Here is a 24872-nt window from a genome sequence, read left to right as displayed (position 1 = left end):
GGAGAATAACAATGCATAAAATCACGTTGATCGGCACCGCCCTGGGGCTGTTGCTGGGCACCCAGGCCCAAGCCAACGAAGCACCGCTGGTGGGCACCCTGGCCAAGATCGAGAGCGCCAGGAGCATCACCCTCGGTTACCGCGATGCGTCGGTGCCGTTTTCGTATGTCGGTGACCATTCTGGCAAGCCCATGGGGTACTCGGTGGACCTGGCGAGCAAGATTGTCGAGCGCGTCCAGCAAAAGACCGGCTTGCCCAAGCTCGACGTGAAGTACAACCTGGTCACCTCCCAGACCCGCATTCCGCTGGTGCAGAACGGCACCGTCGATTTGGAGTGCGGCTCTACCGGAGTCACTGCCGAACGTCAGAAGCAGGTGGCGTTTTCCTATGGTTTTATTTACGTAAAGGGCCAATTGCTGACCGCCAACGACAGCGGCATCAAAAGCTTCGCCGACCTCAAGGGCAAGAACGTGGTGACCACCGCCGGCACCACCAATGAACGTTTTCTCAAGAGCTATAACGTCGAGCACAAGAGCAATATGTTTGTGATCAGCGCCAAGGACCATGGTGAAGCGTTCAAGATGCTGGAGACCGGTCGTGCTGCGGCGTTCTATATGGATGATGCACTGCTCTACGGCGAGCGCGCCAAAGCCCGGGACCCGCATAAGTGGGTGGTGGTGGGCGAGGAGCAGTCGCGGGAAATCTACAGTTGCATGGTGCGCAAGGACGATCCGCAGTTTCTCGCGGTGGTCAACGACACCTTGGCCGAGCTGTACCGTTCGGGGGAAATCAACGGGATCTACCAGCGCTGGTTTGAACAGCCGATTCCACCGAAGGGCTTGAACCTGGAGTTCCCGATGACCAGCGAGCTGAAGGCAATCATTGCCAAGCCGGTGAGTGATCCGGTGGAGTAAACACTCAAAACCCAAAGTGGGAGCGGGCTGCGCCATTGCGAGCAAGTCGCACCGCCGCTCTCACATATTTGATCGGCTTTGCAAGCAGGTTAGAAATCGCCCCACAATTGTTGAGCGACGGATAGCGCCACCACCGGCGCAGTCTCGGTACGCAACACCCGCGGGCCGAGGCGGGCGGCATGGAAGCCTGCGCCTTGGGCGGCTTCGACTTCATTGTCGGTCAAGCCGCCTTCAGGGCCGATCAAAAAGGCCAGGCTCGACGGCTTGGCATGGCTAACCAACGGTTCGGCTACCGGATGTAGCACCAACTTCAGCTGCGCCAAGGTGTGCTTCAACCAATCTGCCAGCAGCAGTGGTGGGTGAATCACCGGGACGGTTGAACGCCCGCACTGCTCACAGGCACTGATCGCCACCTGGCGCCAGTGCTGTAGGCGTTTGTCGGCGCGTTCGTCCTTCAGGCGTACTTCGCAACGGTCGCTGAAGATCGGGGTGATTTCGTTGACCCCAAGTTCCGTGGCTTTCTGGATCGCCCAGTCCATCCGTTCGCCGCGGGACAAACCCTGGCCCAGGTGGATGTGCAGCGGGGACTCGATCTGGCCGGCGAACGCTTCGGTCAGTTGCACCGTCACGCGCTTTTTGCCGACTTCCAGCAAACTTCCGCGAAACTCCTGGCCGGAGCCGTCGAACAATTGCACAGGGTCACCTTCGGCCATGCGCAATACGCGGCTTATGTAATGGGCCTGTGCTTCAGGCAATGGGTGCTCGCCAATGCCGAGCGGCGTGTCGACAAAAAAACGGGACAGTCTCATTTCGGTTCTCGAAAAAATGGTATTGGCGCGTCGGTCATCAGCCCGGATCGCGGAAGCCTGGGTGGAAATCCTTGGGCACCGCCACGCTGACTTTGCTGTTGGTGGCAATATCGATCCCTTCAGTAGCCACTTCGGCCAGAAAGTCGATCTGCTCGGGGGTGATCACATAGGGCGGCAGGAAATACACCACGCTGCCCAATGGCCGCAGCAGAGCGCCGCGCTCCAGGGCGTGTTCAAACACCTTCAGGCCGCGACGTTCCTGCCAGGGGTAAGCGGTCTTGCTGGCCTTGTCCTGGACCATCTCGATGGCCAGGACCATACCGGTCTGGCGCACCTCCGACACGTGCGGATGGTCCACCAGATGTTCGGTGGCCGTGGCCATGCGCGTGGCGAGGGCCTTGTTATTCTCGATGACGTTGTCTTCTTCGAAAATATCCAGGGTCGCCAGGGCCGCGGCACACGCCAGCGGATTACCGGTGTAGCTGTGGGAATGCAGGAAGGCGCGCAGGGTAGGGTAATCGTCGTAGAAGGCGCTGTAGACATCTTCGGTGGTGACCACGGCGGCCAACGGCAGGTAGCCGCCGGTCAGGGCCTTGGACAGGCAGAGGAAGTCTGGCCGAATGCCGGCCTGTTCACAGGCAAACATGCTGCCGGTGCGGCCGAAGCCGACGGCAATTTCGTCGTGGATCAGGTGAACGCCGTAGCGATCGCAGGCCTCGCGCAGCAGCTTGAGGTAGACCGGATGATACATGCGCATGCCGCCAGCGCCCTGGATCAGCGGCTCGACGATCACCGCTGCAACGCTCTGGTGATTGTCCGCCAGGGTCTGCTCCATGACCTGGAACATGTGGCGCGAATGTTCTTCCCAACTCATGCCTTCCGGGCGCAGGTAGCAATCCGGGCTGGGTACCTTGATAGTGTCCAGCAGCAAGGCCTTGTAGGTTTCGGTGAATAGCGGCACATCGCCAACCGACATCGCGGCAATGGTTTCGCCATGGTAGCTGTTGGTGAGGGTGACAAAACGCTTCTTGTTCGGCAGGCCGCGGTTGAGCCAGTAATGAAAGCTCATTTTCAACGCGACTTCGATGCATGACGAGCCATTGTCGGCATAGAAGCAGCGGGTCAGGCCTTCAGGCGTGATCTTGATCAGGCGCTCCGACAGTTCAATCACCGGCTGGTGGCTGAAACCTGCCAGGATCACGTGCTCCAGTTGATCCACCTGGTCCTTGATGCGCTGGTTGATGCGCGGGTTGGCATGGCCGAACACATTGACCCACCAGGAGCTGACGGCGTCCAGATAGCGCTTGCCTTCAAAGTCTTCCAGCCACACCCCTTCGCCGCGCTTGATCGGGACCAGCGGCAGTTGCTGGTGATCTTTCATCTGGGTGCAGGGATGCCACAGCACCGCAAGGTCGCGCTGCATCCACTGATTATTCAAACCCATGTTCATTCTCCTCGAAGCGGTTCGCGCCGCGTGCGGGCGAAACAATCGCGCAAGCCTATGCAATGCGCGGCGGTGTCACAACCATTGCGCGTGAATTGGATGCTGTAGCAGGACGGTCTGTCACGTTTGACCCGGATAGTCCTTAATCTCTGGTTAATTTATTGTTCATAGGCTCAGGATCGGATAAATCGATCTTTCAAAGAGAAAATTTCGACGTTACTTCGATAAATAAAACGCTAGTCTGGGCGCAGTTCTTACAGGATTTGGGTAATGCAACTACGAAACTCATCGACCCGCTACGGCTGGGTCAGCATTGTCATGCACTGGGGTGTAGCCTTGGTGGTGTTCGGCTTGTTTGCCCTGGGTCTGTGGATGGTCGGTCTCGATTACTACAGCCTCTGGCGCAAAGACGCCCCGGACTTGCATAAAAGCATCGGCATTACGTTGTTTGGTGTGATGTTGCTGCGCATCGTCTGGCGCCTGCTCAGCCCGCCGCCGGCTCCGCTGTCCAGTTACAGCCGCATGACACGTATCGGCGCGGCATTTGGCCACGGGTTCCTGTATCTCGGGCTGTTTGCCGTGATGATTGCCGGCTACCTGATTTCCACCGCAGACGGTGTCGGGATCCCGGTGTTTGGCCTGTTTGAAATTCCTGCCGTGGTTTCCGGTCTACCGGACCAGGCAGATGTCGCCGGTGTAGTGCATTTTTATCTCGCCTGGGTGCTGGTGGTATTCGCCGGCCTGCATGGCGTAGCAGCCTTGAAACACCACTTTATCGATCGTGATGCGACCCTGGCTCGTATGCTGGGGCGCAAAGCCTGATGTTCAACCTCGACTCACAAGGAATAGAAAGCATGTTGAAAAAGACTCTCGCCGCTCTGGCAATCGGTACCGCACTGCTGTCTGCCGGTCAGGCGATGGCGGCTGACTACAAGATCGACAAGGAAGGCCAGCACGCCTTCGTTGACTGGAAGATCAGCCACCTGGGCTACAGCTTCATCAACGGTACGTTCAAGGATTTCGACGGCACGTTCACTTGGGATTCTGCCAAGCCTGAAGCCAGCAAGATTGCAGTCGACCTGAAAACCGCCAGCCTGTGGTCCAACCACGCTGAGCGTGACAAGCATATTGCCAGCAAAGACTTCCTGGACGTGAGCAAGTATCCAGAAGCCAAGTTTGTCTCCACCAGCGTCAAACCCACTGGCGAGAAAACCGCTGACGTGACCGGTGACTTGACCCTGCATGGCGTGACCAAGCCTGTGACCTTCAAGGCTGTGTTCAACGGTGAAGGCAAGGACCCATGGGGCGGCGAACGTGCTGGCTTCAACGCCAAGACCACGCTCAACCTGAACGATTTCGGCATCAAAGGCCCAGGCCCAACGTCGCAGACGCTGGATCTGGACATCACGCTGGAAGGTGTCAAGACGAAGTAACTTTCGTTGCGTCAATGCAAAACGCCGGCCTCAGGGTCGGCGTTTTGCTGTCTGGTGTTTATAGGCTGTCCTGATACTTGGTGGCCTCGTCTTTGAGCCACGCCAGCAGTGATGACAATTGCGCCGAGCGTTTGCTGTCGGTGGGCCAGACCAGAAAGTAGCGTGATGAATGCACGGGTTCGACGTCCGTCAGTTTGACCAATTCACCGCGTTCAATCATCGCCTGGGCGATCGAGCGACGAGTCAGTGCAATACCGTAGCCCAGCTTGACGGCCTCGAGCAGCAGTGTGGAATCGGTGAACTCCAGGAAGGAGGGAGGACGTTGACCCTCGACCCCTGCCGCACTGAGCCACACCGGCCAGCTTTCACTGGCATGCAGCAGAGGTTGTTCCAGTACAGCCTGTACGGTGTGTGGCAGCACTGCGCCGTTGAAGCCGGGAGCGGCGACTACCAGCAGTGAGTCTGCCATCAGGGGTTCGCAATGCACGTCGGGCCACTGACCGTGACCAAAGCGAATTGCGCAATCCACCAACCCCTGCTCAAAGCCGGCGAACTCCATGCTGGAGGCCAGCTTGAGGTGCAGGTTGGGATTGGCGTTTATGAAGCTTTTGAGTCGAGGCATCAGCCAAAAAAGCCCATACGAGGGCAGGACGGACACGGTCAGTTGCGCATGTTTTGTCTTCGCCAGAAACTTTTCGGTGACCCCGGCGATTTCTCCCAGCGCTTGGCGGATTTGATAGGCATAAATACGGCCCTCATCGGTTAACACCAAGGAACGCCCGCTGCGCATCACCAATGCCACATCGAGGTATTCCTCCAGGGCGCGGATCTGATGACTGACAGCGCTGTGCGTGACGTGCAGTTCCAGCGCGGCCTGGTTCACCTTGCCCAGGCGGGCGAGTGCTTCAAAGGCGCGTAAAGCGGCGAGGGGAGGAAGTTTCAATAGGTGAATTCCATTCACATAAAAGGCCAATAATAGCCGCTATACCGGCGCCGGTGGCTTGCTGATAATTGCTGACAGGTTATTTATTGAAATAACACGCGGTTAAATTATCAGGGAGTTCAGTATGGCTATTCATGAAATTCAAAGCATGTTGAAAGATTACTTTGATGTGTTGCAAACCCAAGACCTTAATAAATTTGACCAAGTCTTTCATTCTGGCTCGGTGCTGTACTCTGCTCAGAACGCAGAATTGATCGTGCGTCCTTTCGCGGAGTATCGTGCGATGGTGCAGGGTCGAAAGTCGCCTCAGGAAGGTGGTTTTCCACGACTGGACGAAGTGTTGATGATTGATCTCATGTCCCCGGAAATGGCCATCGTCAAAGTTCGCCTGCGTCTGTTCGACAGCATCATGGTGGATTATCTGAACTTGATGAAAGTGAACGGCCGCTGGACTATTTTTGCCAAACTTTTTCATAAGGCTGGCGTGGCTGTCGATTAAAAAGACAAATGCCGGAAACAAAAACGCCCCAAACTGTTGGGGCGTTTTTTTGCGCTTGAAGAACTCAGCGGTTGCGGGTCAGCAGCGCTGGTTTTTCACCACGAGGGCGGCCTGGCAGTTGATCCAATTGCTCAGGTGTCGGAAAGCGGTCAGCTTTCGACTCCTTGTGGATGATCTTTGGCGCTGGGCCACCGCGCGGGTTCTGCACGGCAGGCTCGGACGAACGAGGTTGATCGTCACGCGCCGGGCGGCGGTTGCGCGATTCTTCACGACGCGCCTGGCCATCACGCGGGGCGCCGTTACGCGGACCGTTACGCTTGGCAGGCGGCGTACCGGTGGTGCCGCCGTTGCTGCTGCGCGGACCGTTCTGGCGACCCTGTGGCTGACCGCCAGTGCGCGGCGCACCGGAACCTGCGCCTTGTGCCGGAGCACCTGGGCGACGGCCGCGGCCTTGGGCCGGCTTGGCCTGGGGCACGTAGTCAACGCGGTTACCGAAGTTATCCACGTCGTCGTCGAGGAACTCGTCCGGGGCACGGTCAGCCGCTGCGCGTGGCGGTTGGCTTGGCTGGCGCTGTTCGCGGGCCGGGGTGCCTTCGCGGGGCTTTTGCTCGCGGGCCGGGCGTTCGCCACGGCTGCTGGTCGAAGCTTTGTCTTTGCCGCCTTTGTCCTTGCCTTTGTCGCGACGGCCACCGCCACCCCCGCCACCGTTCGGGCCATCGCCCTTCGGACCGCGTGGGTTGCGCGGGTTGCGCACGTCCGGACGCTCGCGCACTTCCGGTTTCTCGGCTTCTACGGCGCTGGCATCGAAGCCCATCAGGTCGCCGTCGGCGATTTTCTGCTTGGTCATGCGCTCGATGCTTTTGAGCAGTTTTTCTTCGTCCGGAGCAACCAGGGAAATGGCCTCACCCGAACGACCGGCACGGCCGGTACGGCCGATACGGTGTACGTAATCTTCGTCGACGTTCGGCAACTCAAAGTTGACCACGTGCGGAAGTTGGTCGATATCCAGGCCACGTGCGGCGATATCGGTGGCTACCAGGATGCGCACGCTGCCGGCCTTGAAGTCGGCCAGGGCTTTGGTCCGTGCGTTCTGGCTCTTGTTGCCGTGGATGGCGACGGCGGTGAGGCCGTGCTTGTCCAGGTACTCGGCCAGGCGGTTGGCGCCGTGCTTGGTGCGGGTGAAGACCAGCACCTGTTCCCAGGCGCCAGCGGTGATCAGGTGCGCCAGCAATGCACGCTTGTGGCTAGCAGCCAGACGGAATACCCGCTGCTCGATACGTTCGACCGTGGTGTTGGGCGGAGTGACTTCGATGCGCTCGGGGTTGTGCAACAACTTGCCCGCCAAAGCGGTGATGTCGTTGGAGAACGTTGCCGAGAACAGCAGGTTCTGACGTTTGGCCGGCAGGCGCGCAAGGACTTTCTTCACGTCATGGACAAAGCCCATGTCGAGCATGCGGTCGGCTTCGTCCAGCACGAGGATTTCCACGTGGGACAAATCGACGCTGCCTTGGCCGCACAGGTCGAGCAAGCGGCCAGGGCAGGCCACCAGCACGTCGACACCACGGGACATGGCCTGAACCTGTGGGTTCATACCGACGCCGCCGAAGATGCAAGCGCTGACGAACTTCAAGTCGCGGGCATACAGCTTGAAGCTGTCATGCACTTGGGCGGCGAGTTCGCGGGTTGGCGTCAGGACCAGCACGCGGGGTTGGCGTGGGCCGTGGCGTTGGGATTTGTCCGGGTGGCCACCAGGGAACAACCGCTCCAGGATAGGGAGGGCGAAACCACCGGTTTTACCAGTACCTGTCTGCGCAGCAACCATCAGGTCGCGACCTTGCAACACGGCGGGGATGGCCCGCTGTTGCACCGGAGTAGGCTCGGTATAGCCCGCCGCCTCGATGGCGCGGACTAAAGCCTCGGAGAGACCGAGGGAAGCAAAGGACATGAGTAATCCTGTTTAAGTTAGGGCTTGGCCCAAAGGGATAATCTTGCCGGGAGTGAATGGCGTTTAGAGGAACGCAATCCCGTCCGGTCCTGCTGAGGCTGACGGCACTTTGATGGCTCGCGCGGGCTGTGAAAGCTGCGCAGTAGCGGCATCGGGGTGCTTTTTATAGACCCAGCGTCCGGGCGTAAGCCTGGCGCAAAGGCAGGAGTATAACAGAGCAATCACCGCGCGCTGCTTTCCTGCTGCTCAACGGTTTTGTCCTGAGGGTGTTTTTGCGTGGTCGCCGGCATATTTTTCGCTCAAGGCGGTATAGGCAGGAGTTTGCTTGAAGCGTTTGAGTTCGGCGCCGAAGCGCTGGATCAGCAGGTCCATGCCCGCTCCACGGCGTACGGCAAGGAACTGTTGTTGGCTGCTGATCACCTTTGGTGCCTGGCTGATCTGGTCCTCCAACCCCAGCCGCTTGATCGCAAGCTGGCCGACCCGGCGGTCAGTGATCAACAGGTCGATCCGCCCTCGGGCCAGCTTGCCGAAGTTGGCCTCATGGCTGGGGGCAGGCTCGCGGGTGAATAGCGCGGAATCGCTGAACTCAGTGCTGTAGAGGTAGCCGGGCGAGGTGCCGATGGTCAGCCCTCGCAGATCCTCAAGGGTCTGGAACGGATGAGGACGTGCGTTGGCATAGAACATCACGAACTCTACTTCGGACAGCGGTTCGGCGGGGTAAAACAGTAGGTTGTCTCGCGCGTGGCTGTGGAAAATATCCAGCGCGCCGTCGGCGTGGCCTTGTTCAAGCATTGCCAGGCAACGTTTCCAGGGCAGGAACTGCCATTGCACCTCGATCCCCAGGCGCTGGAAAACGATTACGGTGGTCTCGTAGTCGAGCCCGCGCATGCTGCCGTTTTCTTCGTAGATGTAGGGTGCCCAGGGTTCGGTGACAATGCGCAATTGCTCGCCTCGGGCGGCCAGGCTCAGGCAAGCGAAGAGAATAGCGGTCAACAATCGGAGAATGACGGGCATGCCCCGAGGTTACGACTGTCTCCAGGTAAAGAGAAGCTCTGGGACGGGTATCTTCAGCGAGTAAAACTGAACTTTTATTGTGGTGATGATTTCATCAAATGCTCGTAAATGGCGGTGCGCCGCTCTCCCAGGATCAGGCGCACGATGGGGTTGGCAAACCAGTGCTCCAGCAGATGTGCATCAACCGGGCGGCCCTGGCGTTCCTCCTGGTTCTGGCGCGCCTTGTCCCACCAGACCGGGCCGCAGGCCTGATCGAATTCGTTCTTGTGCTCATAGCAGCCGTAGAGGATTTCGCGGATGAACTGCTGCTGGTGCCTGGGCAGCGCCAGGGTGATCAGCTTGTACATCAAGCGCTGCAGGCGCGGCGGGCGCGGCAGGTGGGCAGAGACCTGACGGGTGTCGTCCAGTGCCGCAACGCTGGTGGGGTTGCCTGCGTGCTTGGCGATCCAGGCCTTGACCTTGGCGCGGAACAGTTGCTTGCGGCTCCAGTAGTGATGGATCAAGTCCGGGCATTCGCGCACCTTTAGCGTGCGGTAGGCGGCGATGGACAGGCAGAACTCTTCGAGGGTGTACGCCCCCTGGGCATGGGGGAAGAGTTCATCCATCAACTCGATGGAGTGGTCGAGGATATGTGCGTCCTGTTGTGTCAGGCCCATGACTCCGGAGTTGAGGGTCATCATGTCGTCGTCGGCCACGCCCATGTCCAGCAGGCGCTGGCGTAACGCGCTGTACAGGATGCTTTCGTGGTTATCGCCGTACTTGGTATAGAAGGCGTTGCACAGCAGGGTGCCCGGCTGGACCCGCTCGAACAGGGCCATGGGCGAGTGATGAAAAAAGGTGTCGGTGTCGATCAGCAATGCCACTTGCGACTCGGCAAGCACTTTGCGCAGCACCACATGCTTGGTGCGAAAGTGATAGCCGTGGGGCTCGCACCAGCGTTTGCGGGTGGCTTCATCCAGCGCTCGGACCTGCACCGGCAGCAATCGGTAGGGCTCGGGGTTGTCGCTGAAAACCTGGATGTCGAGGGCGGCGCCCGGAGTGTCCCGCAGGTTGGACAGGGCGCTGGCGATGCTGAAAACCGCTTCCTGATGATAAGTCTCGGCGCCGAACACCAGGTACACCAGCTGCGGGCGGGGAGTCGAGGGCACTGTATTCATGGACTGCAGGTTTCCGTGGGCATGTAAACGACAAAGGCCCTCGTTTCAAGAGGGCCTGGGTGCAGCGCAGAACGACCTTAGCGTGGCAGCTTGAGGTTGTTCCAGACGGCCAGGCTTGGGTCAGCCTGGTTCAGGGTATAGAAGTGCAACCCTGGCGCGCCACCTTGCAACAAAGTTTCACACATTTCGCTGATCACCTGCTCGCCGAATGCCTGGATGCTTTTGACGTCGTCGCCGTAGGCTTCCAGTTGTTTGCGAACCCAGCGGGGGATTTCTGCGCCGCAGGCATCAGAGAAGCGCGCCAGTTTGCTGTAGTTGGTGATCGGCATGATGCCCGGCACCACCGGAATAGTCACACCCATGGCCTGCACACGCTCGACGAAGTAGAAGTAGCTGTCGGCATTGAAGAAGTACTGGGTGATCGCGCTGTTGGCGCCGGCATTGGCCTTGCGCACGAAGTTCTGCAGATCGTCTTCGAAATTGCGCGCCTGTGGGTGCATCTCCGGATAAGCGGCCACTTCGATGTGAAAATGATCGCCGGTCTCTTCACGAATGAAGCTCACCAGGTCGTTGGCGTAGCGCAGTTCACCGCTGGCCATGCCCATGCCGGACGGCAGGTCCCCGCGCAGGGCGACGATGCGCTTGATGCCGGCGGCCTTGTACTGGGTCAGCAGGCCGCGCAGGTCGTCCTTGCTGTCGCCCACGCACGACAAATGCGGTGCGGCGGGGATTTTGACTTCGCTTTCCAACTGCAACACGGTGTTGATCGTGCGATCACGGGTCGAGCCGCCCGCACCGTAAGTGCAGGAGAAAAAATCGGGGTTGTAGCTGGCCAACTGCTTGGCAGTTGCCATCAGTTTTTCATGCCCAGCATCGGTCTTGGTCGGGAAAAACTCGAAGCTGTAGCGACGGTCTTGGGACATGGTCGTATCCTTGGAAACTCAAAAAGCCTGAAGGCGTTCACCGTCATTGTGGGAGCGGGCTTGTGTGGGAGCGGGCTTGCTCGCGATTGTGGTGGGCCAGTCGTGACTGCTTTGACTGACTCTGCGCCATCGCGAGCAAGCCCGCTCCCACACAAGCTGCTCCCACACAAGCCCGCTCCAGAGGGAGAGAGCCGGTTACTTAGTAGCGATAAGCGTGCGGCTTGAACGGACCTTCTACGGTCACGCCGATGTAATCGGCCTGGGTCTTGGTCAGTTGAGTCACTACGCCGCCGAAGCCGCGGACCATTTCCAGGGCCACTTCTTCGTCGAGTTTCTTCGGCAGTACTTCCACGGTCAGGCGCTCGGCTTTCTGGGCGGGCGACAGGTCGGCGTATTTCTGGCCGAACAGGAAGATCTGTGCCAGAACCTGGTTGGCGAACGAGCCATCCATGATGCGGCTTGGGTGACCGGTGGCGTTACCCAGGTTCACCAGGCGGCCTTCAGCCAGCAGGATCAGGTAATCATCGTTCTGCGGATCGAAATTACCCGCGCCGGTACGATGAACCTTGTGTACCTGCGGCTTCACTTCTTCCCAAGCCCAGTTCTTGCGCATGAAAGCGGTGTCGATTTCATTGTCGAAGTGACCGATGTTGCATACCACGGCGCGCTTTTTCAGGGCCTTGAGCATGTTCGCGTCGCAAACATTCACGTTACCGGTGGTGGTCACGATCAGGTCGATCTTGCCCAGCAGGGCTGCGTCGATGCACGCGCTGGTGCCGTCGTTGACACCGTCGATGAACGGCGAGACTACTTCGAAACCGTCCATGCAGGCTTGCATGGCGCAGATCGGGTCAACTTCGGAGACCTTGACGATCATGCCTTCCTGGCGCAGGGACTGGGACGAGCCCTTGCCCACATCACCGTAGCCGATCACCAGGGCTTGCTTGCCGGACAGCAGGTGGTCGGTACCACGCTTGATGGCATCGTTGAGGCTGTGACGGCAGCCGTACTTATTGTCGTTCTTGCTCTTGGTCACCGAGTCGTTGACGTTGATGGCCGGGATTTTCAGCTCGCCCTTGGCCAGCATGTCCAGCAGGCGGTGTACGCCCGTGGTGGTTTCTTCGGTCACGCCGTGGACGCGGTCCAGGATTGCCGGGTATTTCTTGTGCAGCAACTCGGTCAGGTCGCCGCCGTCGTCGAGGATCATGTTAGCGTCCCAAGGCGCGCCATCCTTGAGGATGGTTTGCTCCAGGCACCACTCGTATTCTTCTTCGGTCTCGCCTTTCCAGGCGAAAACAGGAATGCCGGCTGCGGCAATGGCGGCTGCGGCCTGGTCTTGAGTCGAGAAAATGTTGCAGGACGACCAACGCACTTCGGCACCCAGGGCAACCAGGGTTTCGATCAGCACGGCAGTCTGGATCGTCATGTGGATACAGCCGAGAATCTTCGCGCCCTTGAGTGGCTGCAGAGCCGCGTATTTGCGGCGCAGACCCATCAAGGCTGGCATTTCGGATTCGGCGATAAAGGTTTCGCGACGGCCCCAGGCGGCGAGGGACATGTCGGCGACTTTGTAGTCGTTGAATTCTGCAGGCGTGATTACAGCGCTCATGAAGAGCCTCCATTCGTAGTGTGCGAATGGGCGCCGTTGTGCGTTTAGTATCCAGCCAGGGCAACCAGGCCAGACAACGCCCCATCCGAGCCTGACAGGCCAAGCCTGCTGCAGCGCCCCTCGGACAGGTGGCGGGAGAACGGCAGTAGCCGTTCGAAATCGGGGGCGATTATAGCTTTCTTTGTCTGGCTAGTGGCAAGCGACAAGCGACAAGCTACAAGTAAAGCGAATCGGCTTTTACTTGCAGCTTGTAGCTTAAAACTCGAAGCTGGGGCCATTACCCTATCGCCTAACCCCCTCAATCCCGGAGCCCCAATGAACTTTCACACCCGCAAATGGGTAAAACCCGAAGACCTCAACCCCAATGGCACCCTGTTCGGCGGCAGCCTGCTGCGCTGGATTGACGAAGAAGCTGCCATCTACGCGATTGTCCAGTTGGGTAACCAGCGTGTGGTGACCAAGTACATTTCTGAAATCAATTTTGTCAGTGCCTCGCGCCAGGGCGACATCATCGAGCTGGGTATCACTGCCACCGAATTCGGCCGTACTTCAATCACCCTGACCTGTGAAGTGCGTAACAAGATCACCCGCAAGAGCATCCTGACTGTGGAAAAAATGGTCTTCGTCAACTTGGGGGAAGATGGTTTGCCCGCGCCCCATGGTCGTACCGAAATCAAGTACGTGAAGGATCAGTTTCAGGACGACGACTCGAGCCAATAACGGGTAGCACCCGGGCTTGTGTTACCGGGTAATTCAGCATGGATCGTTTGCCCACGCTCTCGCCACACTTAGGCTTACACCTTAAGGAGAGAGCGTGTTCATGAAAATCTTCGCCCCATCTTGTGCCCCGTTGCTGGATCGGCACTGTTCACCCGACGTAAACGATGTCATCGGTACTGGCCTTGCTACGGCACTTCGGTCTGCCACCTTGCCACTTGTCAGCGACCTGGTGGCTTCGCGTGGTTATCCCCAGGGTTCGAAAACGCCATTGTTAGAGGGCGTGGGCGATCGCAAGCTGGACGTCAGTCGTTACTGTAATGGCGTGGTGGAGTTGGTGGTGTCACCGCCTGCCGTTTCGCATCTGGTGCTCAGTGGCGGCGGGGCCAAGGGCATTGCATTCCCAGGTGTGGTCCAGGCGCTGGAGAGCAAGCATGCTTTGGAGGGTGTGCAGACTATCTTCGGTTCTTCGGCGGGGGGCATTTCTGCCGCATTGTTGGCCAGCGGCATGGACGCCAAGGGGTTTGATACGCTCTCGGACGGTATCGAGCTTCCCAAGCTGTTGAACAGTGACACGCCCATGGTTGCCTGGTTGCAGGATGCCAGTTCGAGCCTCGGCGAAGTGGCTGGGCGGCTGCCTGATCCTGTCGGCCGTATTTCGCAGTTGCTGTTTACCCTTTTGCCACGCCTGCAATCAGGCGCCAATCCCCTAGAGGAGTTGGTGCGCAACGAGTCGCGCAAGGCAGTTCTCGGGCATATCGCCCAGTCTGCGAGAGAAACCCGATGTGCCGAAACCATGGCCATCGCTGACAAACTGGCCGCAGGCGGCGCAACGACCTTTGGGGACCTGAAAGTGTTGAGTCGGCATATTCCTGCAATCAAAGAGCTCAATATCACCGGCACTGGCATGTTCGACGGTCGGCCACAGTTGGTGGTGTTCAATGCCGACCTGACGCCTGACATGGATATTGCCCATGCGGCACACATCTCTGGCTCATTGCCAATCCTGTTTAGCCCGCCGAATGAACAAGGCCAACCCTTTCAGGCTGCCACCGAGAAAGTCGCCTTCCAGGATGGTGGCTTGCTGCTCAATACGCCGGCCAGGGAATTGTTCCATCGATCATTTCCTGACAGCAGGTTGAGCCAGACCGAACAGTTGATTATTGACTTCGAATCCGAGGCGCCCCCGGAGCCATTGGTGCGCGCCGGGTTTGCCAGCAGCTTGACCGATCGTCTTACCGGGGTTCCCTGTACGGCGGCCGACGAACTTCAACGCACCAGACTCAAAGCATACGCTGACCAGACAGTGACGTTGCCGTTGAACAGCGAGAAGGGTGATTTTCGAGGTGCGCTCAACGGCACGCTCAATTTTACAATGCCCGCAGAGGTGAAAAATCATCTGCAAGAACTGGCCAGGCGGGCCGTAGATACCCATCTGAATGAGCGCGGCGCCGTGCGCGAGCAACATGTTTTCGAGTCGTTGGATGATGCGGTCCTGGCCATGGATGACACGCTGTTGGCCAGTGCGTTGAGCAAGCTGGAGAGCAGCGGGGCATGTAATGAGGTGTTGCGGTTTCGACGGGATGCATCGCGAGCGCTGCACACCCTGGAGACGGCCATCAACCGGGCCAATGCGACGCCACCGTTGGCAATGACACCCGAGTTGGGGCGGGCGTTGCGCAATCTGGATGCGCTTGCCAGTCGTCCCGAACAGGTCGAATGGCTGGGTAAAAAGCTCAATGCTGCAGACAACCGCAACTTTCAGCAGTTTTTGGCATTCAGCGCTGCGCAATCGACAGCCCTGTCCAGCGTCATGACCAGTGCGCTGGCCGAAATGAAAAGACGCGACATTGCGGTAATCGCCGATAACTTCACGCGGGAGGTGATCTACCCGTCGTTATTTCGCGCCGGACAATCGAATGGCAACATCGCCCTGCTGCGACGTGCCGAGCATAACCTGGCCAGGGCTGCGACGGCGTCTCAGGTCAATCAGGTGCTGGATGACATTGCCGAGCACTACGTGGCCCGCAACAGGCCCTGGAAGCAAGCACAACACTCCACCACTGTGGAGATGGCGCGGGCCTGGCGGCTGCCCGTTTCGCCGTGACACTGAACAGGTCCGGATCCAGCCTGTCGTAGCTACAGGCATCCTTTGGATTCAGGACTATTATGGCCGCGCAAACAGGCGACAAGACAGCCAACCTGTCAGATGAAGAACAACAGGATGTAGACAAGAACCAGCCGCCCCGTGCGGCAGTTCTGCATGAAATCATTCGCACCCAGGGGGACCAGGAATTAGAGCGCAGTGTTGCCGCGCTGTGGTGGTCGGCGCTAGCCGCAGGCATGACCATGGGCCTTTCACTGATGGCTATGGGGCTGCTCAACTCGCGTTTGCCTGGCGATGAGGGGTTCAAGGTAATTACCAGTTTTGGCTACTGTGCAGGTTTTTTGGCAGTGATTCTGGCGCGTCAGCAATTGTTTACCGAGAACACCCTGACGGCGGTCTTGCCGGTGATGAGCAAGCCGACCCTGGTTAATGCCGGGCGACTGTTGCGGTTATGGTCGGTGGTGCTGGTGGGCAACCTGTGTGGCACCTTGCTGGTCGCTTACGTGATGCTGCACTTGCCGATCTTCGATACCAAGACTGACCTGGCTTTCCTGGATATCGGGCGCAAAGTCATGGAAAACGACAGCAGCCAAATGTTTGCCAAGGGCATCGTTTCCGGCTGGATGATTGCCACCATGGTGTGGATGATCCCGTCGATGGAGAGCGCCAAATTCTGGATCATTATCCTGATCACCTATTTGATGGCGCTGGGCGACTTCACCCATATTGTCGTGGGTTCGGCGGAAGTCTCTTATCTGGTATTTGCTGGCGAGCTGCCTTGGGAAGATTTCTGGCTGGTGTTTGCCGGCCCCACGTTGGCCGGCAACATTGTCGGAGGCAGCTTTATCTTCGCCTTGATCAGTCATGCTCAGGTTCGCAGTGAAAGCAGCGTGCCAAGCTCTGCGGCGACCTCCAAGGAACCGCAGATGGGCAAGAAGGATCAGTAGGAGGGCCCAAGGGCAGGTGCAGAAGGTGCTTTTTTAGTATAAACAGGGGCTGACACATGTTGAATCGAGTCTGACAAGGAGCTCTCTGTGGCTGCGACAGCGTTGGTCCTGATAGCAGCACTGTTGCACGCGACTTGGAATACCTTGATCAAATTCAGCGGCGAGCGCCTGCTGGTGATTGCCTGCATGGACACCGTCGCGCTGCTGTTCGTTGTGCTGGCAGTTGGGTTTGTGTCGCTGCCGCCCTTGGAAATCTGGCCCTGGATCATCGCTTCGGCTTTGTTTGAACTGCTCTATCGGTACCTGCTGATCCAGGCTTATCGTGTTGGCGACCTGGGCCTGGTGTATCCGTTGATGCGGGGGTTGTCGCCGCTGGTAGTGCTGGTCCTGACGTTGGTATTTGCCGGTGAAGTGCTCAGCACCCAGCAGATCCTCGGCATCCTGTTGATCCCGTTTGGCATGTTGTGCCTGCTGTGGCAAGGCGGGGGCGGTGACCGCCTGCCCTGGTCGATGCTGCCGGTGGTCGCGCTGATCGGCTTGTGCATCGGCTGCTATACCTTCCTCGATGGCCAGGCATTGCGGCGCTGGCCCTATCCCCTGGATTATCTGGTGTGGCTGACGCTGATCAGCGCCTGGCCATTTCCATTGCTGGCAATGGTGCGCAAACGAACGGCTTTCAACCTGTTCTGGCGGACCCAGTGGCGACTGGGACTGGCTGTCGGCTTATGTGTGCTGTTGAGCTACGCTCTAGTGCTCTGGGCGATGCAATTGGGCTCGATTGCCGAAGCGGCGGCGCTGCGGGAAGTCAGCGTGATCCTGGTGGTGCTGTTTGGCATGCGTTACCTGAAAGAACCTTTCGGCCGGTCGCGGCTCTTAGCCTGTGGGTTGGTACTGATCGGCATGTTCGTGATGAAGCTCTAACCCTCCGATAAGACAAAAAAAGGAATGAGTGATGACTGTCGCTTTCTGGTGTGTGCTGATCGCAATTTTTCTACCGTACCTGTGTACCGGTGTAGCCAAGTTCAGCGAGGGCAAGTTCGGGCCACGACAAAACCATGATCCTCGAGCCTTCCTGGAAACACTCGATGGATTTGCCAGGCGCGCCCACAACGCGCAACTCAACAGCTTTGAAGCGACTCCGGCGTTTGCCGCAGCCGTGATCATTGCGCACATGGCGGGCAACGCTGAACTGGTGACCATCAACGTATTAGCGGTGTTGTTTATCACCAGCCGTTTGCTCTACATCATTTGCTACCTGGCTGACTGGGCAATATTGCGTTCGCTGGTGTGGTTCGTGGGAATGGCGCTGATTGCGAGTTTCTTCTTTATATCGATGTAATGCCTGGGCCTGATTCAGTGCGGGAGCGGGCAAGTCGCACCGCCGCTCCCCGGCTTGGTCTTCAGCTTCCCGCGGGCGCATCCGGTACCTTGGGCAGTACCGCGCCTTTGGGCCACAGCATCCAGATCTGGCCCTGCTGCTTCATGTTCCCGGCCAGTTCACCGGCTGCATCGCCTGTGCCCCAGAACAAGTCGGCACGGACTTCGCCGGTAATCGCGCCACCGGTGTCCTGGGCCGCGACTGGCCGTACGATAGGAGCGCCATCGGGGCGGGTCGTCGATAACCAAAGCAGGCTACCCAGCGGAATCACCTTGCGATCCACCGCCACGCTGTAGCCAGCGGTCAGTGGTACGTTCAGCGAGCCGCGCGGGCCCTCGTTGCTGTCGGGGCGAGCGCTGAAAAACACGTAGCTGGGGTTGCTCGCCAGCAGTTCCGGGATGCGCTCGGGGTGAGCCTTGGCCCAGGCGCTGATGGTGCCCATGGTCACGTCCGCTTTGTTCAGTTCGCCTTGTTCCACCAGCCAGCGACCGATAGGGCGATAGGGGAAACCATTCTGATCGCCGTATCCCACGCGCAGTTGACGGCCGTCGGCCAGTTGGATGCGCCCCGACCCCTGGATTTGCAGGAATTGCAGGTCCATCGGCTGGGTCAGCCAGGCGATGGGTTTGGCACTGGAGCCTTGCTGGTTGATGGTGCCGGCATCGTCATACGGCTTGAGCACGCGACCTTCCAGGCGTCCACGCAGACGCTTGCCCTTGAGTTCCGGATAGATGCTTTCCAGGTTGACGATGATCAGGTCATCCGGCACCCCGTACACGGGGACGTGAGCGGTTTCGGTCTCGGTCAGGCTGCCTGGGTAGACCGGCTCGTAGTAGCCGGTGATCAAACCGTTGGGCGTATTGTCCGTCGAACGCAGGCTGTAGACATCCAGCTGTTGCTTCAGGAAATTGCGAATATCGCTGGCGGCGGCGGGAACATTGGCGGCTGCTGCGCAAGTGGCTCCCCAAACCGCATCGTTCTTGAGCCGTTGGCAGGCACTGCGCCAGGATTCGAAGCCAGCTTGCAAGTCGCTGTCGGATACTGTCGGCAAGGCTTCCCAGGTAGTGCTGACATAGGTTGCAACAGCGTGGGTTTTTTCGACTGTCGGTTTTGGTTCCGGAGTGTTGCCGCCATCGCAACCGGCGAGCAACGCTAGCATTGGCAGAGTCCACGCCAGGCGGCGGCTCCAGGGGTTCAACGTGATATTCATGCAAGCAATTCCTGAAATGATCACCCGGGCCATCAGCGGTCCCGGCAATCCATATTATTAATAGGGCTATTGGTCTTTGAAGGCGGTACGGGGATACTGGCCGCCGTTTTCCGTGACTCCGAGCCACCATGACTTTTAAAAAACTGACTGCTGTATTGCTGGCCTGCCTGACCTTGTCCGCTTGTGGCGGTGTTGATCCTGATTCGCCGTTAGGGCAGCGCAAGGCCATTTTCAAGCAAATGCTCAAAACCAGTGAAGAGCTGGGAGGCATGCTGCGTGGGCGTATTGCGTTCGACGGTAAACAGTTTGCCGACGGTGCCGTCAAGCTCGACAGCTTGTCTCGTGAGCCATGGAAGCACTTCCCGACGGTACGCGAAGAAGATCACACCAGTGCCACAGATGATGTCTGGCGCAAGCAGGCACTTTTTCAGGAGCTGGCCCGCAACCTTGAGGCCGCCACTGGTGAGTTGGTGGTCGCCAGCCAAGTGCCGCCCTACAAGGCTAGCAACCTTGGACCGGCGGTGCAGAAAGTCGAAGATGCCTGCAGCGCCTGTCATAAGCAGTTTCGCAATCATTGAGCCTTTAGCGGCAAGAAGGCAGCGTGCGTCTTACTTGTCCAGTTCGTTCAGGGCGTCCTGTAATTCCTTGCGGGACTCGGCGAGCTTGTCCTTGCGCTTGTTGATCCTTTCGGAATCGCCTTTTTTCATGGCCTTGTCGAGATCGGCCTGGCGGCGACTGACTTCGTGCTTGGCATCGAGCACCTTGCCCTCGCGCTCCTTTTTCAAGGAGGCGTCGGTGCAATGGGTGGTGACTTCGCTCAGTGCTTTTTCCAGGCCGGCTTGCTGGGCATTGTTGCCATGGGCCTTTGCCTGCTCGATCTGGGTCTTGATGGCTTCGCGCTTGGCGGCGCAACCGGTCAGCGATACGGGCTCTTCGGCCAGCGCGGGCGCGGTCATGAAGGTTGCGGCGGTCAACAGGGCGAGCGGTGCAAGAAATTTCATAAGGGCTCCAGGGTAAATAAGGTCGCTGTAAGGTGGGCAGGGTGAATTCTGCGGGCACCGATTAATGTAGCTGGCGAGGTATTAAAAGCCGTCGATCCCGGCGGCACGTAATGTTTCGCCAATGGACACGACGTGTGGGTCGTGAAAGAACGCGTTCAATTGTACGGCGCGTCCCGGGCCGATTCCGGTTTCGGCTTGCCAGTCTTGAGTATTTCGGGCTGTCAGCGCCTTCCAACCGCCTTCCAGATTATTGCGAGCTGTGGGAGGAACACCCAATGCCATCAGCCATCGTACGAACGGTCGCTGCCGGGCACTGCGCAAACTGGCGAGCAGGCGTTCACTGCTTCGGGCACCGAGCCCGTCAATGTTAGCAAGCTCTGCCTCATCAAGGTTCAACCAATCGACAAGGCCGCGGATTTGACCGGCCTGGATCAGTGTATTCCAGGTCTCGCGACCGATATGCGGGAGATCCAACCCTTGGTTGCTACTCAGCCAGGTCAAGCGTGCAAGCAACTGCTCCTCGCAGCCGGGACTCAATTGCCAGCAGCTTAGATGATGAAAGTCACTGGCTACAGGCACCTCGATATCGACCCGTGTCCGGCTGCGCAGGATGACGCTTTCAAGCCTTGGGATCACTTGGCCTGCGAGGCTGATGGAAACCTGATCCCCGGGGCGGATATCCAGTTGCTGCAGATGTTTCAAGGAGCCGACACTGACTCGCCGGATTTGTCGGTCGTCCACCGATACCGGCTCCAGCTCCAGGATGGGTGTAATGCGACCCGTGCGGCCGATCTTGAAGTTTACCTTTTGTACCAGGGCCAGGGCTTTGGCCGCCGGGTACTTCCAGGCGGCGGCCCAATACGGCGTACTGGTTTGCCAACGGTTGGCCGGCGCACGTTGATTTTGGTGCAATACGATGCCGTCCGTGGCGAAGGGCAGCGGATTGGTGTGCCAGTAGGCTCGCCAGTGACGGGCTTCGTCGATGCTGGCAATGGTTTGGCTGTATTGCCGGCTGTCGTTGAAGCCCCAGCGCGCCAGAGTGTCCAGTTGCTCCTTGAGGTCCGCCGGCCCTTGGGGCCAGGCCCAGACAAACAGGCCAATGCCTGCAGCATCGATATCGCTGAGCTGTTGGCGGTTCATCAAGCCGGAAACCTTACTCCGGGCATTCATGCCGCCCTGCGTGCTCTGAATGTGCTTTTCCAGTCGCCAATAGAGCTCGCCCTGTAGCACCAGATCAATCGGTTCGGGCAGCTTCTGTACTATCCCGGGTATCTTGCGCGCGGATGCAGACCAATCCTGGCCAAGCATGCCGTCGCCGCGACTGATAGCCTTGACCAGTCGGCCTGCCCGGTAGATCAAGCTTACGGCCACGCCATCGACCTTGGGTTGTACCCACAGGTTACTGCGCGAGCGGATCCAGTCCTCCACGGCACGATCGCTGGCCAGTTTTTCCAGGCCTGTGTGTGGGATCGGGTGGCGCAAAGTCCCGCGTGAACTGGCCAGTGGATTGCCCGCAGGCGGCGTTTTCAGTGCAAAGCAGGCGCGCCATTGGTCCAGGCGTTGACGGGCCTGGTCGTAAAGCTCATCGCTGATCAGCGATTGGCCGAGTCGGTGATAGCGGTCGTCCCAGTCGCTGACTTGGCGCTGCAGCGCCGCCGTTTCGACCCGGGCTTGTTCAAGTGGCCAGTCAGGGCATTCACCAGTCCAGCCAACATTGGGGCATAGCAAAAGCAGCAGGTAGATCAGCAGGCGCGGCGTCATCATGAGCATCCTTGCTCGGAAGGGGCGTGCAGCGTAAAGCAGGCGAGGGGGCATAAAAAAGCCCCGCGAGTGCGAGGCTTTTTACTGGGTATTTCTGTTTACTTGAACAGACCACCCAGGGCTTTCACCGTGTCATTGCTGTCGATCTTGGCTTGCTGCTTTTGTTGTGCCGCGTCGAGCTTGTCCTGAGATTCGCTGACTTTTTTGCAACCTTCGTTTACCTGATCCAGTGCGGCCTGCAGGCCTGTCACTTTCAGTGTCTCGCCATTTGCCTTGGCAGCATCTACCTTGGCTTGCAGCTCCTGGCTTTGTTTTGCGCAATCGCCGGAAGTGCCTGCCAGTTTGGTCGTCAGCGTGCCAGTCAGTGCGCTCAGGTCGGCGGCTTGGGCTGGCAGAGTGAACAGGCTGAGCAGAAGGGCGGCAGGGGCGAGCGTGGAGATACGCATGAAAAACCTCAATGTTCGATTGCCTGCGCACTTTTGCTCCCGAGCAGGCGCAATGCAATATCCAAAGTAGGTGAGGGCTCGGGAGGGCGCGGATTCTAGTGCGCCATCATTTTGCCTGCAAGTGTTGGATCCAAAAATGTGAGCCTTATCCGGCAACAAAAAAGCCCTGCCGGATCAGGCCGGCAGGGCTTTGGGTACGGCTTGTTGCGATTACAGGCCGGCAGCGCTGCGCAGGTCGTTGGCGCGGTCGGTCTTTTCCCAGGTGAACGTTGTGAAGGTGTCGTCGCCAACGGTCTTCTGTTCAGGGGTGCGGCCGAAGTGGCCGTAGGCCGCAGTTTCCTGGTACATCGGGTGCAGCAGGTCGAGCATGGTGGTGATCGCGTACGGACGCAGGTCGAAGATCTCACGCACCAGCTTGACGATCTTGTCATCGCTGATCTTGCCGGTACCGAAGGTGTTCAGCGAGATCGACGTAGGTTGGGCCACACCAATGGCGTAGGAAACCTGAATCTCGCAACGTTCGGCCAGGCCGGCGGCGACGATGTTCTTGGCCACATAACGACCAGCGTAGGCTGCCGAGCGGTCAACCTTGGATGGGTCCTTGCCGGAGAACGCGCCGCCACCGTGACGGGCCATGCCGCCGTAGCTGTCGACGATGATCTTGCGACCGGTCAGGCCGCAGTCGCCCACCGGGCCACCAATGATGAACTGGCCGGTCGGGTTGATATGGAACTGGGTGTCCTTGGTCAGCAGTTCGGCAGGCAGCACGTGCTTGACGATCAGCTCCATCACGCCTTCGCGCAGGTCTTTGTAGGAGACTTCCGGGTTGTGTTGGGTCGACAGCACAACCGCGTCGATGCCGACGACTTTGCCGCCTTCATACCGGCAGGTCACCTGGGACTTGGCGTCCGGGCGCAGCCAAGGCAGGAGACCGGACTTGCGGGCCTCGGCCTGGCGCTTGACCAATTGGTGGGAGAAGGTGATCGGTGCCGGCATCAGCACTTCGGTTTCGTTGCTGGCGTAGCCGAACATCAGGCCCTGGTCGCCGGCGCCCTGATCTTCAGGCTTGGCACGATCAACGCCTTGGTTGATGTCTGGCGATTGCTTGCCGATGATGTTCATCACGCCGCAGGTCGCGCCGTCGAAGCCGACGTCGGAACTGGTGTAGCCGATGTTGGTGATCACGTCACGGACGATCTGCTCCAGGTCGACCCAGGCCGACGTGGTGACTTCGCCGGCGATGATCGCCACGCCCGTTTTCACCAGAGTCTCGCACGCCACACGGGCGAACTTGTCTTCAGCAATGATGGCGTCCAGCACCGCATCAGAAATCTGGTCGGCGATTTTGTCCGGATGCCCTTCAGACACGGACTCGGAGGTGAAAAGGGAGTATTCGCTCATCTCGATGTTTTCCTGATATTTACCGATGGTGAGTGTCGCCAGCCGGTCGCTGAAAGTGGCGGACCTGAATCTGGAAACCATTACGTAAGCCTACGTAGAGGCTTTCCCCGGGAACGAGTCCCGCAGCGGTGGCCCAACGGGCCAGATCGTCCTGTTCAAAACCCAACCATAGATCACCGCAGGCCTCCCTGGCCCAACTCTGGTTGTGGCTGCATAAATCTGTTACCAGCAGGCTGCCGCCCGGTTGCAGCAAGGCGGCCATTTGCTTGAGGGCTTCGGCCGGCGCGGCGAAATGGTGCAGGACCATGTTCAACACCACGCAATCGGCTTGCAGACCCACATCGTTCAGGGCATCGGCCAGTTGCAGATGGACATTGCCCAAGCATTCGCGTTCACACACCTGGCGCGCCAGCTCCAGCATGGCAGGGCTGTTGTCCAACGCCGTTACTTGCTCGAAACGTCGCGCCAGCTCGGGCAGGAAACCGCCATCGCCCGGACCGACTTCCAGTGCCGTGGCGTGGGCGTCGAAGCTCAGTTTGTCGAGCAGGGCCAACACGCTTTCGCGGTACTGCGCCAACCCGGCGATCAAGTCTTGCTGGGCGCGAAACTTGTCCGCGACCCGTGAGAAAAAGTCCTGGCTGGCTGCGGCGCGTTGCCCGTGTACCTGCGCGATCCGCGCCTGAACATCAGTTGGCAGGGCCAGGTTATCCACTTCTTCCAATAGCGCCGTGTGCAGCTTGCCGCCCAACTGCTCGGTGTGGGGCAGGGCGCGGCGATAGAAAATCGCGTTGCCTTCGCGGCGGGTCGCCACCAGGTCGGCCTGGGCCAGCACCTTCAGGTGGTGGCTCATGCCGGACTGGCCGATCGCGAAGATTCGCGCCAGCTCCAGCACGCCGAACGAATCGTTGGCCAGCGCGCGCAATACATTCAGGCGCAGCGGGTCACCGCCGGCCTTGCACAAGGCTGCCAGCTCGTCGCAGTCGTCGGGGCGAATGGAAGGCGCAGATAAGTTCATAGGGTCAGCAGTCTAGTGATGGGTTTAAATCCTCGCAAGGCCAATATCAAAAAGTTTTGATATTGGCTGCTGCATGGCGGTTATAAGAACCTTTGATCACCTTTAGACGAACGGCGGGAAGTGTTCTCGAAGGGAATGCAGTCCAAACCACAGGAAAAACCTGCATAAGTCACTATCTGTCATTGCCCCGAAGGTCGTG

The 24872-nt window shown here is 58.9% G+C and carries 23 protein-coding genes, 1 pseudogene and 1 riboswitch; of the genes and pseudogenes, 10 read left to right on the top strand and 14 right to left on the bottom strand.

The genetic code is table 11. The features are described from left to right. Positions 1-11: 11 nt before the first annotated feature. Positions 12-914 (top strand): transporter substrate-binding domain-containing protein, encoded by a 903-nt coding sequence (locus OQ460_RS23035; protein WP_410019579.1) that lies wholly within the window; start codon positions 12-14, stop codon positions 912-914. A gap of 89 nt (positions 915-1003) precedes the next feature. Here OQ460_RS23035 and OQ460_RS23030 read toward each other — a convergent pair whose 3' ends face one another. Together OQ460_RS23030 and OQ460_RS23025 are read right to left on the bottom strand one after the other, a co-directional pair. After that, the gene (locus tag OQ460_RS23030; RefSeq protein ID WP_410019578.1) at positions 1004-1723 is read right to left on the bottom strand and encodes a 16S rRNA (uracil(1498)-N(3))-methyltransferase; all 720 of its coding nucleotides are present in this window, start codon (positions 1721-1723) and stop codon (positions 1004-1006) included. Positions 1724-1760: 37 nt separating this feature from the next. Continuing rightward, a complete protein-coding gene (locus tag OQ460_RS23025) occupies positions 1761-3167 on the bottom strand; it encodes an adenosylmethionine--8-amino-7-oxononanoate transaminase (RefSeq protein ID WP_410019577.1) in 1407 nt (468 codons plus the stop codon). A gap of 270 nt (positions 3168-3437) precedes the next feature. On the opposite strand from OQ460_RS23025, the gene OQ460_RS23020 reads away from it, so the two are divergent. Together OQ460_RS23020 and OQ460_RS23015 are read left to right on the top strand one after the other, a co-directional pair. Next, positions 3438-3989 (top strand): cytochrome b, encoded by a 552-nt coding sequence (locus tag OQ460_RS23020; protein WP_410019576.1) that lies wholly within the window; start codon positions 3438-3440, stop codon positions 3987-3989. 32 nt (positions 3990-4021) lie between these two features. Beyond that, positions 4022-4600 (top strand): YceI family protein, encoded by a 579-nt coding sequence (locus OQ460_RS23015; RefSeq protein WP_410019575.1) that lies wholly within the window; start codon positions 4022-4024, stop codon positions 4598-4600. A gap of 58 nt (positions 4601-4658) precedes the next feature. Here the strand turns inward: OQ460_RS23015 and OQ460_RS23010 are convergent, their stop codons facing one another. Then, entirely contained in the window at positions 4659-5543 is an 885-nt protein-coding gene (locus tag OQ460_RS23010; RefSeq protein ID WP_410019574.1) for a LysR substrate-binding domain-containing protein, read from the bottom strand. Between the two features lie 124 nt (positions 5544-5667). Here OQ460_RS23010 and OQ460_RS23005 point away from each other — a divergent pair, with 124 nt between their 5' ends. Beyond that, positions 5668-6042: a nuclear transport factor 2 family protein gene (locus OQ460_RS23005; RefSeq protein ID WP_410019573.1), complete on the top strand. Its 375-nt coding sequence runs from the start codon at positions 5668-5670 to the stop codon at positions 6040-6042. Between the two features lie 64 nt (positions 6043-6106). On the opposite strand, the gene OQ460_RS23000 is transcribed toward OQ460_RS23005, so the two are convergent. The 5 genes and pseudogenes from OQ460_RS23000 to ahcY all read right to left on the bottom strand — a co-directional run bounded on the left by OQ460_RS23000 (position 6107) and on the right by ahcY (position 12690). After that, a complete protein-coding gene (locus OQ460_RS23000) occupies positions 6107-7987 on the bottom strand; it encodes a DEAD/DEAH box helicase (protein ID WP_410019572.1) in 1881 nt (626 codons plus the stop codon). Between the two features lie 221 nt (positions 7988-8208). Next, a pseudogene (locus OQ460_RS22995) lies at positions 8209-9001 on the bottom strand (substrate-binding periplasmic protein). A gap of 74 nt (positions 9002-9075) precedes the next feature. After that, positions 9076-10158 (bottom strand): hypothetical protein, encoded by a 1083-nt coding sequence (locus OQ460_RS22990; protein ID WP_410019571.1) that lies wholly within the window; start codon positions 10156-10158, stop codon positions 9076-9078. A gap of 77 nt (positions 10159-10235) precedes the next feature. Then, on the bottom strand, positions 10236-11081 hold the full coding sequence (gene metF / locus OQ460_RS22985) for a methylenetetrahydrofolate reductase [NAD(P)H] (protein ID WP_410019570.1): 846 nt from the start codon (positions 11079-11081) through the stop codon (positions 10236-10238). Positions 11082-11280: 199 nt separating this feature from the next. Beyond that, positions 11281-12690, bottom strand: a complete 1410-nt coding sequence (gene ahcY, locus OQ460_RS22980; protein ID WP_410019569.1) for an adenosylhomocysteinase — start codon at positions 12688-12690, stop codon at positions 11281-11283. 21 nt (positions 12691-12711) lie between these two features. Further along, a riboswitch (S-adenosyl-L-homocysteine riboswitch) is annotated at positions 12712-12818 on the bottom strand. A gap of 187 nt (positions 12819-13005) precedes the next feature. On the opposite strand from ahcY, the gene OQ460_RS22975 reads away from it, so the two are divergent. The 5 genes from OQ460_RS22975 (at position 13006) to OQ460_RS22955 (ending at position 17800) form a co-directional block, all read left to right on the top strand. Beyond that, positions 13006-13410, top strand: a complete 405-nt coding sequence (locus OQ460_RS22975; protein WP_410019568.1) for an acyl-CoA thioesterase — start codon at positions 13006-13008, stop codon at positions 13408-13410. A 100-nt stretch (positions 13411-13510) separates the two neighbouring features. After that, positions 13511-15514, top strand: coding sequence for a patatin-like phospholipase family protein (locus OQ460_RS22970; RefSeq protein WP_410019567.1), 2004 nt, complete (start codon positions 13511-13513; stop codon positions 15512-15514). Between the two features lie 62 nt (positions 15515-15576). After that, positions 15577-16461, top strand: coding sequence for a formate/nitrite transporter family protein (locus OQ460_RS22965; RefSeq protein WP_410019566.1), 885 nt, complete (start codon positions 15577-15579; stop codon positions 16459-16461). A gap of 87 nt (positions 16462-16548) precedes the next feature. After that, the gene (locus tag OQ460_RS22960; RefSeq protein ID WP_410019565.1) at positions 16549-17382 is read left to right on the top strand and encodes an EamA family transporter; all 834 of its coding nucleotides are present in this window, start codon (positions 16549-16551) and stop codon (positions 17380-17382) included. 31 nt (positions 17383-17413) lie between these two features. Further along, positions 17414-17800, top strand: a complete 387-nt coding sequence (locus OQ460_RS22955) for an MAPEG family protein (RefSeq protein ID WP_410019564.1) — start codon at positions 17414-17416, stop codon at positions 17798-17800. A 61-nt stretch (positions 17801-17861) separates the two neighbouring features. On the opposite strand, the gene OQ460_RS22950 is transcribed toward OQ460_RS22955, so the two are convergent. Next, the gene (locus tag OQ460_RS22950) at positions 17862-19049 is read right to left on the bottom strand and encodes a murein transglycosylase A (RefSeq protein ID WP_410019563.1); all 1188 of its coding nucleotides are present in this window, start codon (positions 19047-19049) and stop codon (positions 17862-17864) included. A gap of 128 nt (positions 19050-19177) precedes the next feature. Between OQ460_RS22950 and OQ460_RS22945 the strand changes: the two genes are divergently transcribed. Continuing rightward, a complete protein-coding gene (locus OQ460_RS22945) occupies positions 19178-19627 on the top strand; it encodes a c-type cytochrome (RefSeq protein ID WP_410019562.1) in 450 nt (149 codons plus the stop codon). A gap of 30 nt (positions 19628-19657) precedes the next feature. Here the strand turns inward: OQ460_RS22945 and OQ460_RS22940 are convergent, their stop codons facing one another. The 5 genes from OQ460_RS22940 to OQ460_RS22920 all read right to left on the bottom strand — a co-directional run bounded on the left by OQ460_RS22940 (position 19658) and on the right by OQ460_RS22920 (position 24673). After that, positions 19658-20050, bottom strand: a complete 393-nt coding sequence (locus tag OQ460_RS22940; protein ID WP_410019561.1) for a DUF1090 domain-containing protein — start codon at positions 20048-20050, stop codon at positions 19658-19660. Positions 20051-20131: 81 nt separating this feature from the next. Continuing rightward, positions 20132-21814 (bottom strand): NAD-dependent DNA ligase LigB, encoded by a 1683-nt coding sequence (ligB, locus tag OQ460_RS22935; protein WP_410019560.1) that lies wholly within the window; start codon positions 21812-21814, stop codon positions 20132-20134. A 95-nt stretch (positions 21815-21909) separates the two neighbouring features. Beyond that, a complete protein-coding gene (locus OQ460_RS22930; protein ID WP_410019559.1) occupies positions 21910-22257 on the bottom strand; it encodes a DUF1090 family protein in 348 nt (115 codons plus the stop codon). A gap of 210 nt (positions 22258-22467) precedes the next feature. After that, entirely contained in the window at positions 22468-23658 is a 1191-nt protein-coding gene (gene metK / locus OQ460_RS22925; protein WP_410019558.1) for a methionine adenosyltransferase, read from the bottom strand. 19 nt (positions 23659-23677) lie between these two features. Then, positions 23678-24673: an ArsR/SmtB family transcription factor gene (locus tag OQ460_RS22920; RefSeq protein WP_410019557.1), complete on the bottom strand. Its 996-nt coding sequence runs from the start codon at positions 24671-24673 to the stop codon at positions 23678-23680. Between the last annotated feature and the right edge of the window lie 199 nt (positions 24674-24872).

It is taken from the genome of Pseudomonas imrae (assembly GCF_046352735.2).
Lineage (GTDB): Bacteria > Pseudomonadota > Gammaproteobacteria > Pseudomonadales > Pseudomonadaceae > Aquipseudomonas > Aquipseudomonas imrae.
This window is presented reverse-complemented; position numbering and strand designations above follow the sequence as displayed.

What these genes read in the sequence shown, in the direction of transcription:
- OQ460_RS23035 (WP_410019579.1), top strand. Translation starts at nt 12, where the DNA reads ATGCATAAAATCACGTTGATCGGCACCGCCCTGGGGCTGTTGCTGGGC.
- OQ460_RS23030 (WP_410019578.1), bottom strand. Translation starts at nt 1,723, where the DNA reads ATGAGACTGTCCCGTTTTTTTGTCGACACGCCGCTCGGCATTGGCGAG.
- OQ460_RS23025 (WP_410019577.1), bottom strand. Translation starts at nt 3,167, where the DNA reads ATGGGTTTGAATAATCAGTGGATGCAGCGCGACCTTGCGGTGCTGTGG.
- OQ460_RS23020 (WP_410019576.1), top strand. Translation starts at nt 3,438, where the DNA reads ATGCAACTACGAAACTCATCGACCCGCTACGGCTGGGTCAGCATTGTC.
- OQ460_RS23015 (WP_410019575.1), top strand. Translation starts at nt 4,022, where the DNA reads ATGTTGAAAAAGACTCTCGCCGCTCTGGCAATCGGTACCGCACTGCTG.
- OQ460_RS23005 (WP_410019573.1), top strand. Translation starts at nt 5,668, where the DNA reads ATGGCTATTCATGAAATTCAAAGCATGTTGAAAGATTACTTTGATGTG.
- OQ460_RS23000 (WP_410019572.1), bottom strand. Translation starts at nt 7,987, where the DNA reads ATGTCCTTTGCTTCCCTCGGTCTCTCCGAGGCTTTAGTCCGCGCCATC.
- OQ460_RS22990 (WP_410019571.1), bottom strand. Translation starts at nt 10,158, where the DNA reads ATGAATACAGTGCCCTCGACTCCCCGCCCGCAGCTGGTGTACCTGGTG.
- metF (WP_410019570.1), bottom strand. Translation starts at nt 11,081, where the DNA reads ATGTCCCAAGACCGTCGCTACAGCTTCGAGTTTTTCCCGACCAAGACC.
- ahcY (WP_410019569.1), bottom strand. Translation starts at nt 12,690, where the DNA reads ATGAGCGCTGTAATCACGCCTGCAGAATTCAACGACTACAAAGTCGCC.
- OQ460_RS22975 (WP_410019568.1), top strand. Translation starts at nt 13,006, where the DNA reads ATGAACTTTCACACCCGCAAATGGGTAAAACCCGAAGACCTCAACCCC.
- OQ460_RS22970 (WP_410019567.1), top strand. Translation starts at nt 13,511, where the DNA reads ATGAAAATCTTCGCCCCATCTTGTGCCCCGTTGCTGGATCGGCACTGT.
- OQ460_RS22965 (WP_410019566.1), top strand. Translation starts at nt 15,577, where the DNA reads ATGGCCGCGCAAACAGGCGACAAGACAGCCAACCTGTCAGATGAAGAA.
- OQ460_RS22955 (WP_410019564.1), top strand. Translation starts at nt 17,414, where the DNA reads ATGACTGTCGCTTTCTGGTGTGTGCTGATCGCAATTTTTCTACCGTAC.
- OQ460_RS22950 (WP_410019563.1), bottom strand. Translation starts at nt 19,049, where the DNA reads ATGAATATCACGTTGAACCCCTGGAGCCGCCGCCTGGCGTGGACTCTG.
- OQ460_RS22945 (WP_410019562.1), top strand. Translation starts at nt 19,178, where the DNA reads ATGACTTTTAAAAAACTGACTGCTGTATTGCTGGCCTGCCTGACCTTG.
- OQ460_RS22940 (WP_410019561.1), bottom strand. Translation starts at nt 20,050, where the DNA reads ATGAAATTTCTTGCACCGCTCGCCCTGTTGACCGCCGCAACCTTCATG.
- ligB (WP_410019560.1), bottom strand. Translation starts at nt 21,814, where the DNA reads ATGATGACGCCGCGCCTGCTGATCTACCTGCTGCTTTTGCTATGCCCC.
- OQ460_RS22930 (WP_410019559.1), bottom strand. Translation starts at nt 22,257, where the DNA reads ATGCGTATCTCCACGCTCGCCCCTGCCGCCCTTCTGCTCAGCCTGTTC.
- metK (WP_410019558.1), bottom strand. Translation starts at nt 23,658, where the DNA reads ATGAGCGAATACTCCCTTTTCACCTCCGAGTCCGTGTCTGAAGGGCAT.
- OQ460_RS22920 (WP_410019557.1), bottom strand. Translation starts at nt 24,673, where the DNA reads ATGAACTTATCTGCGCCTTCCATTCGCCCCGACGACTGCGACGAGCTG.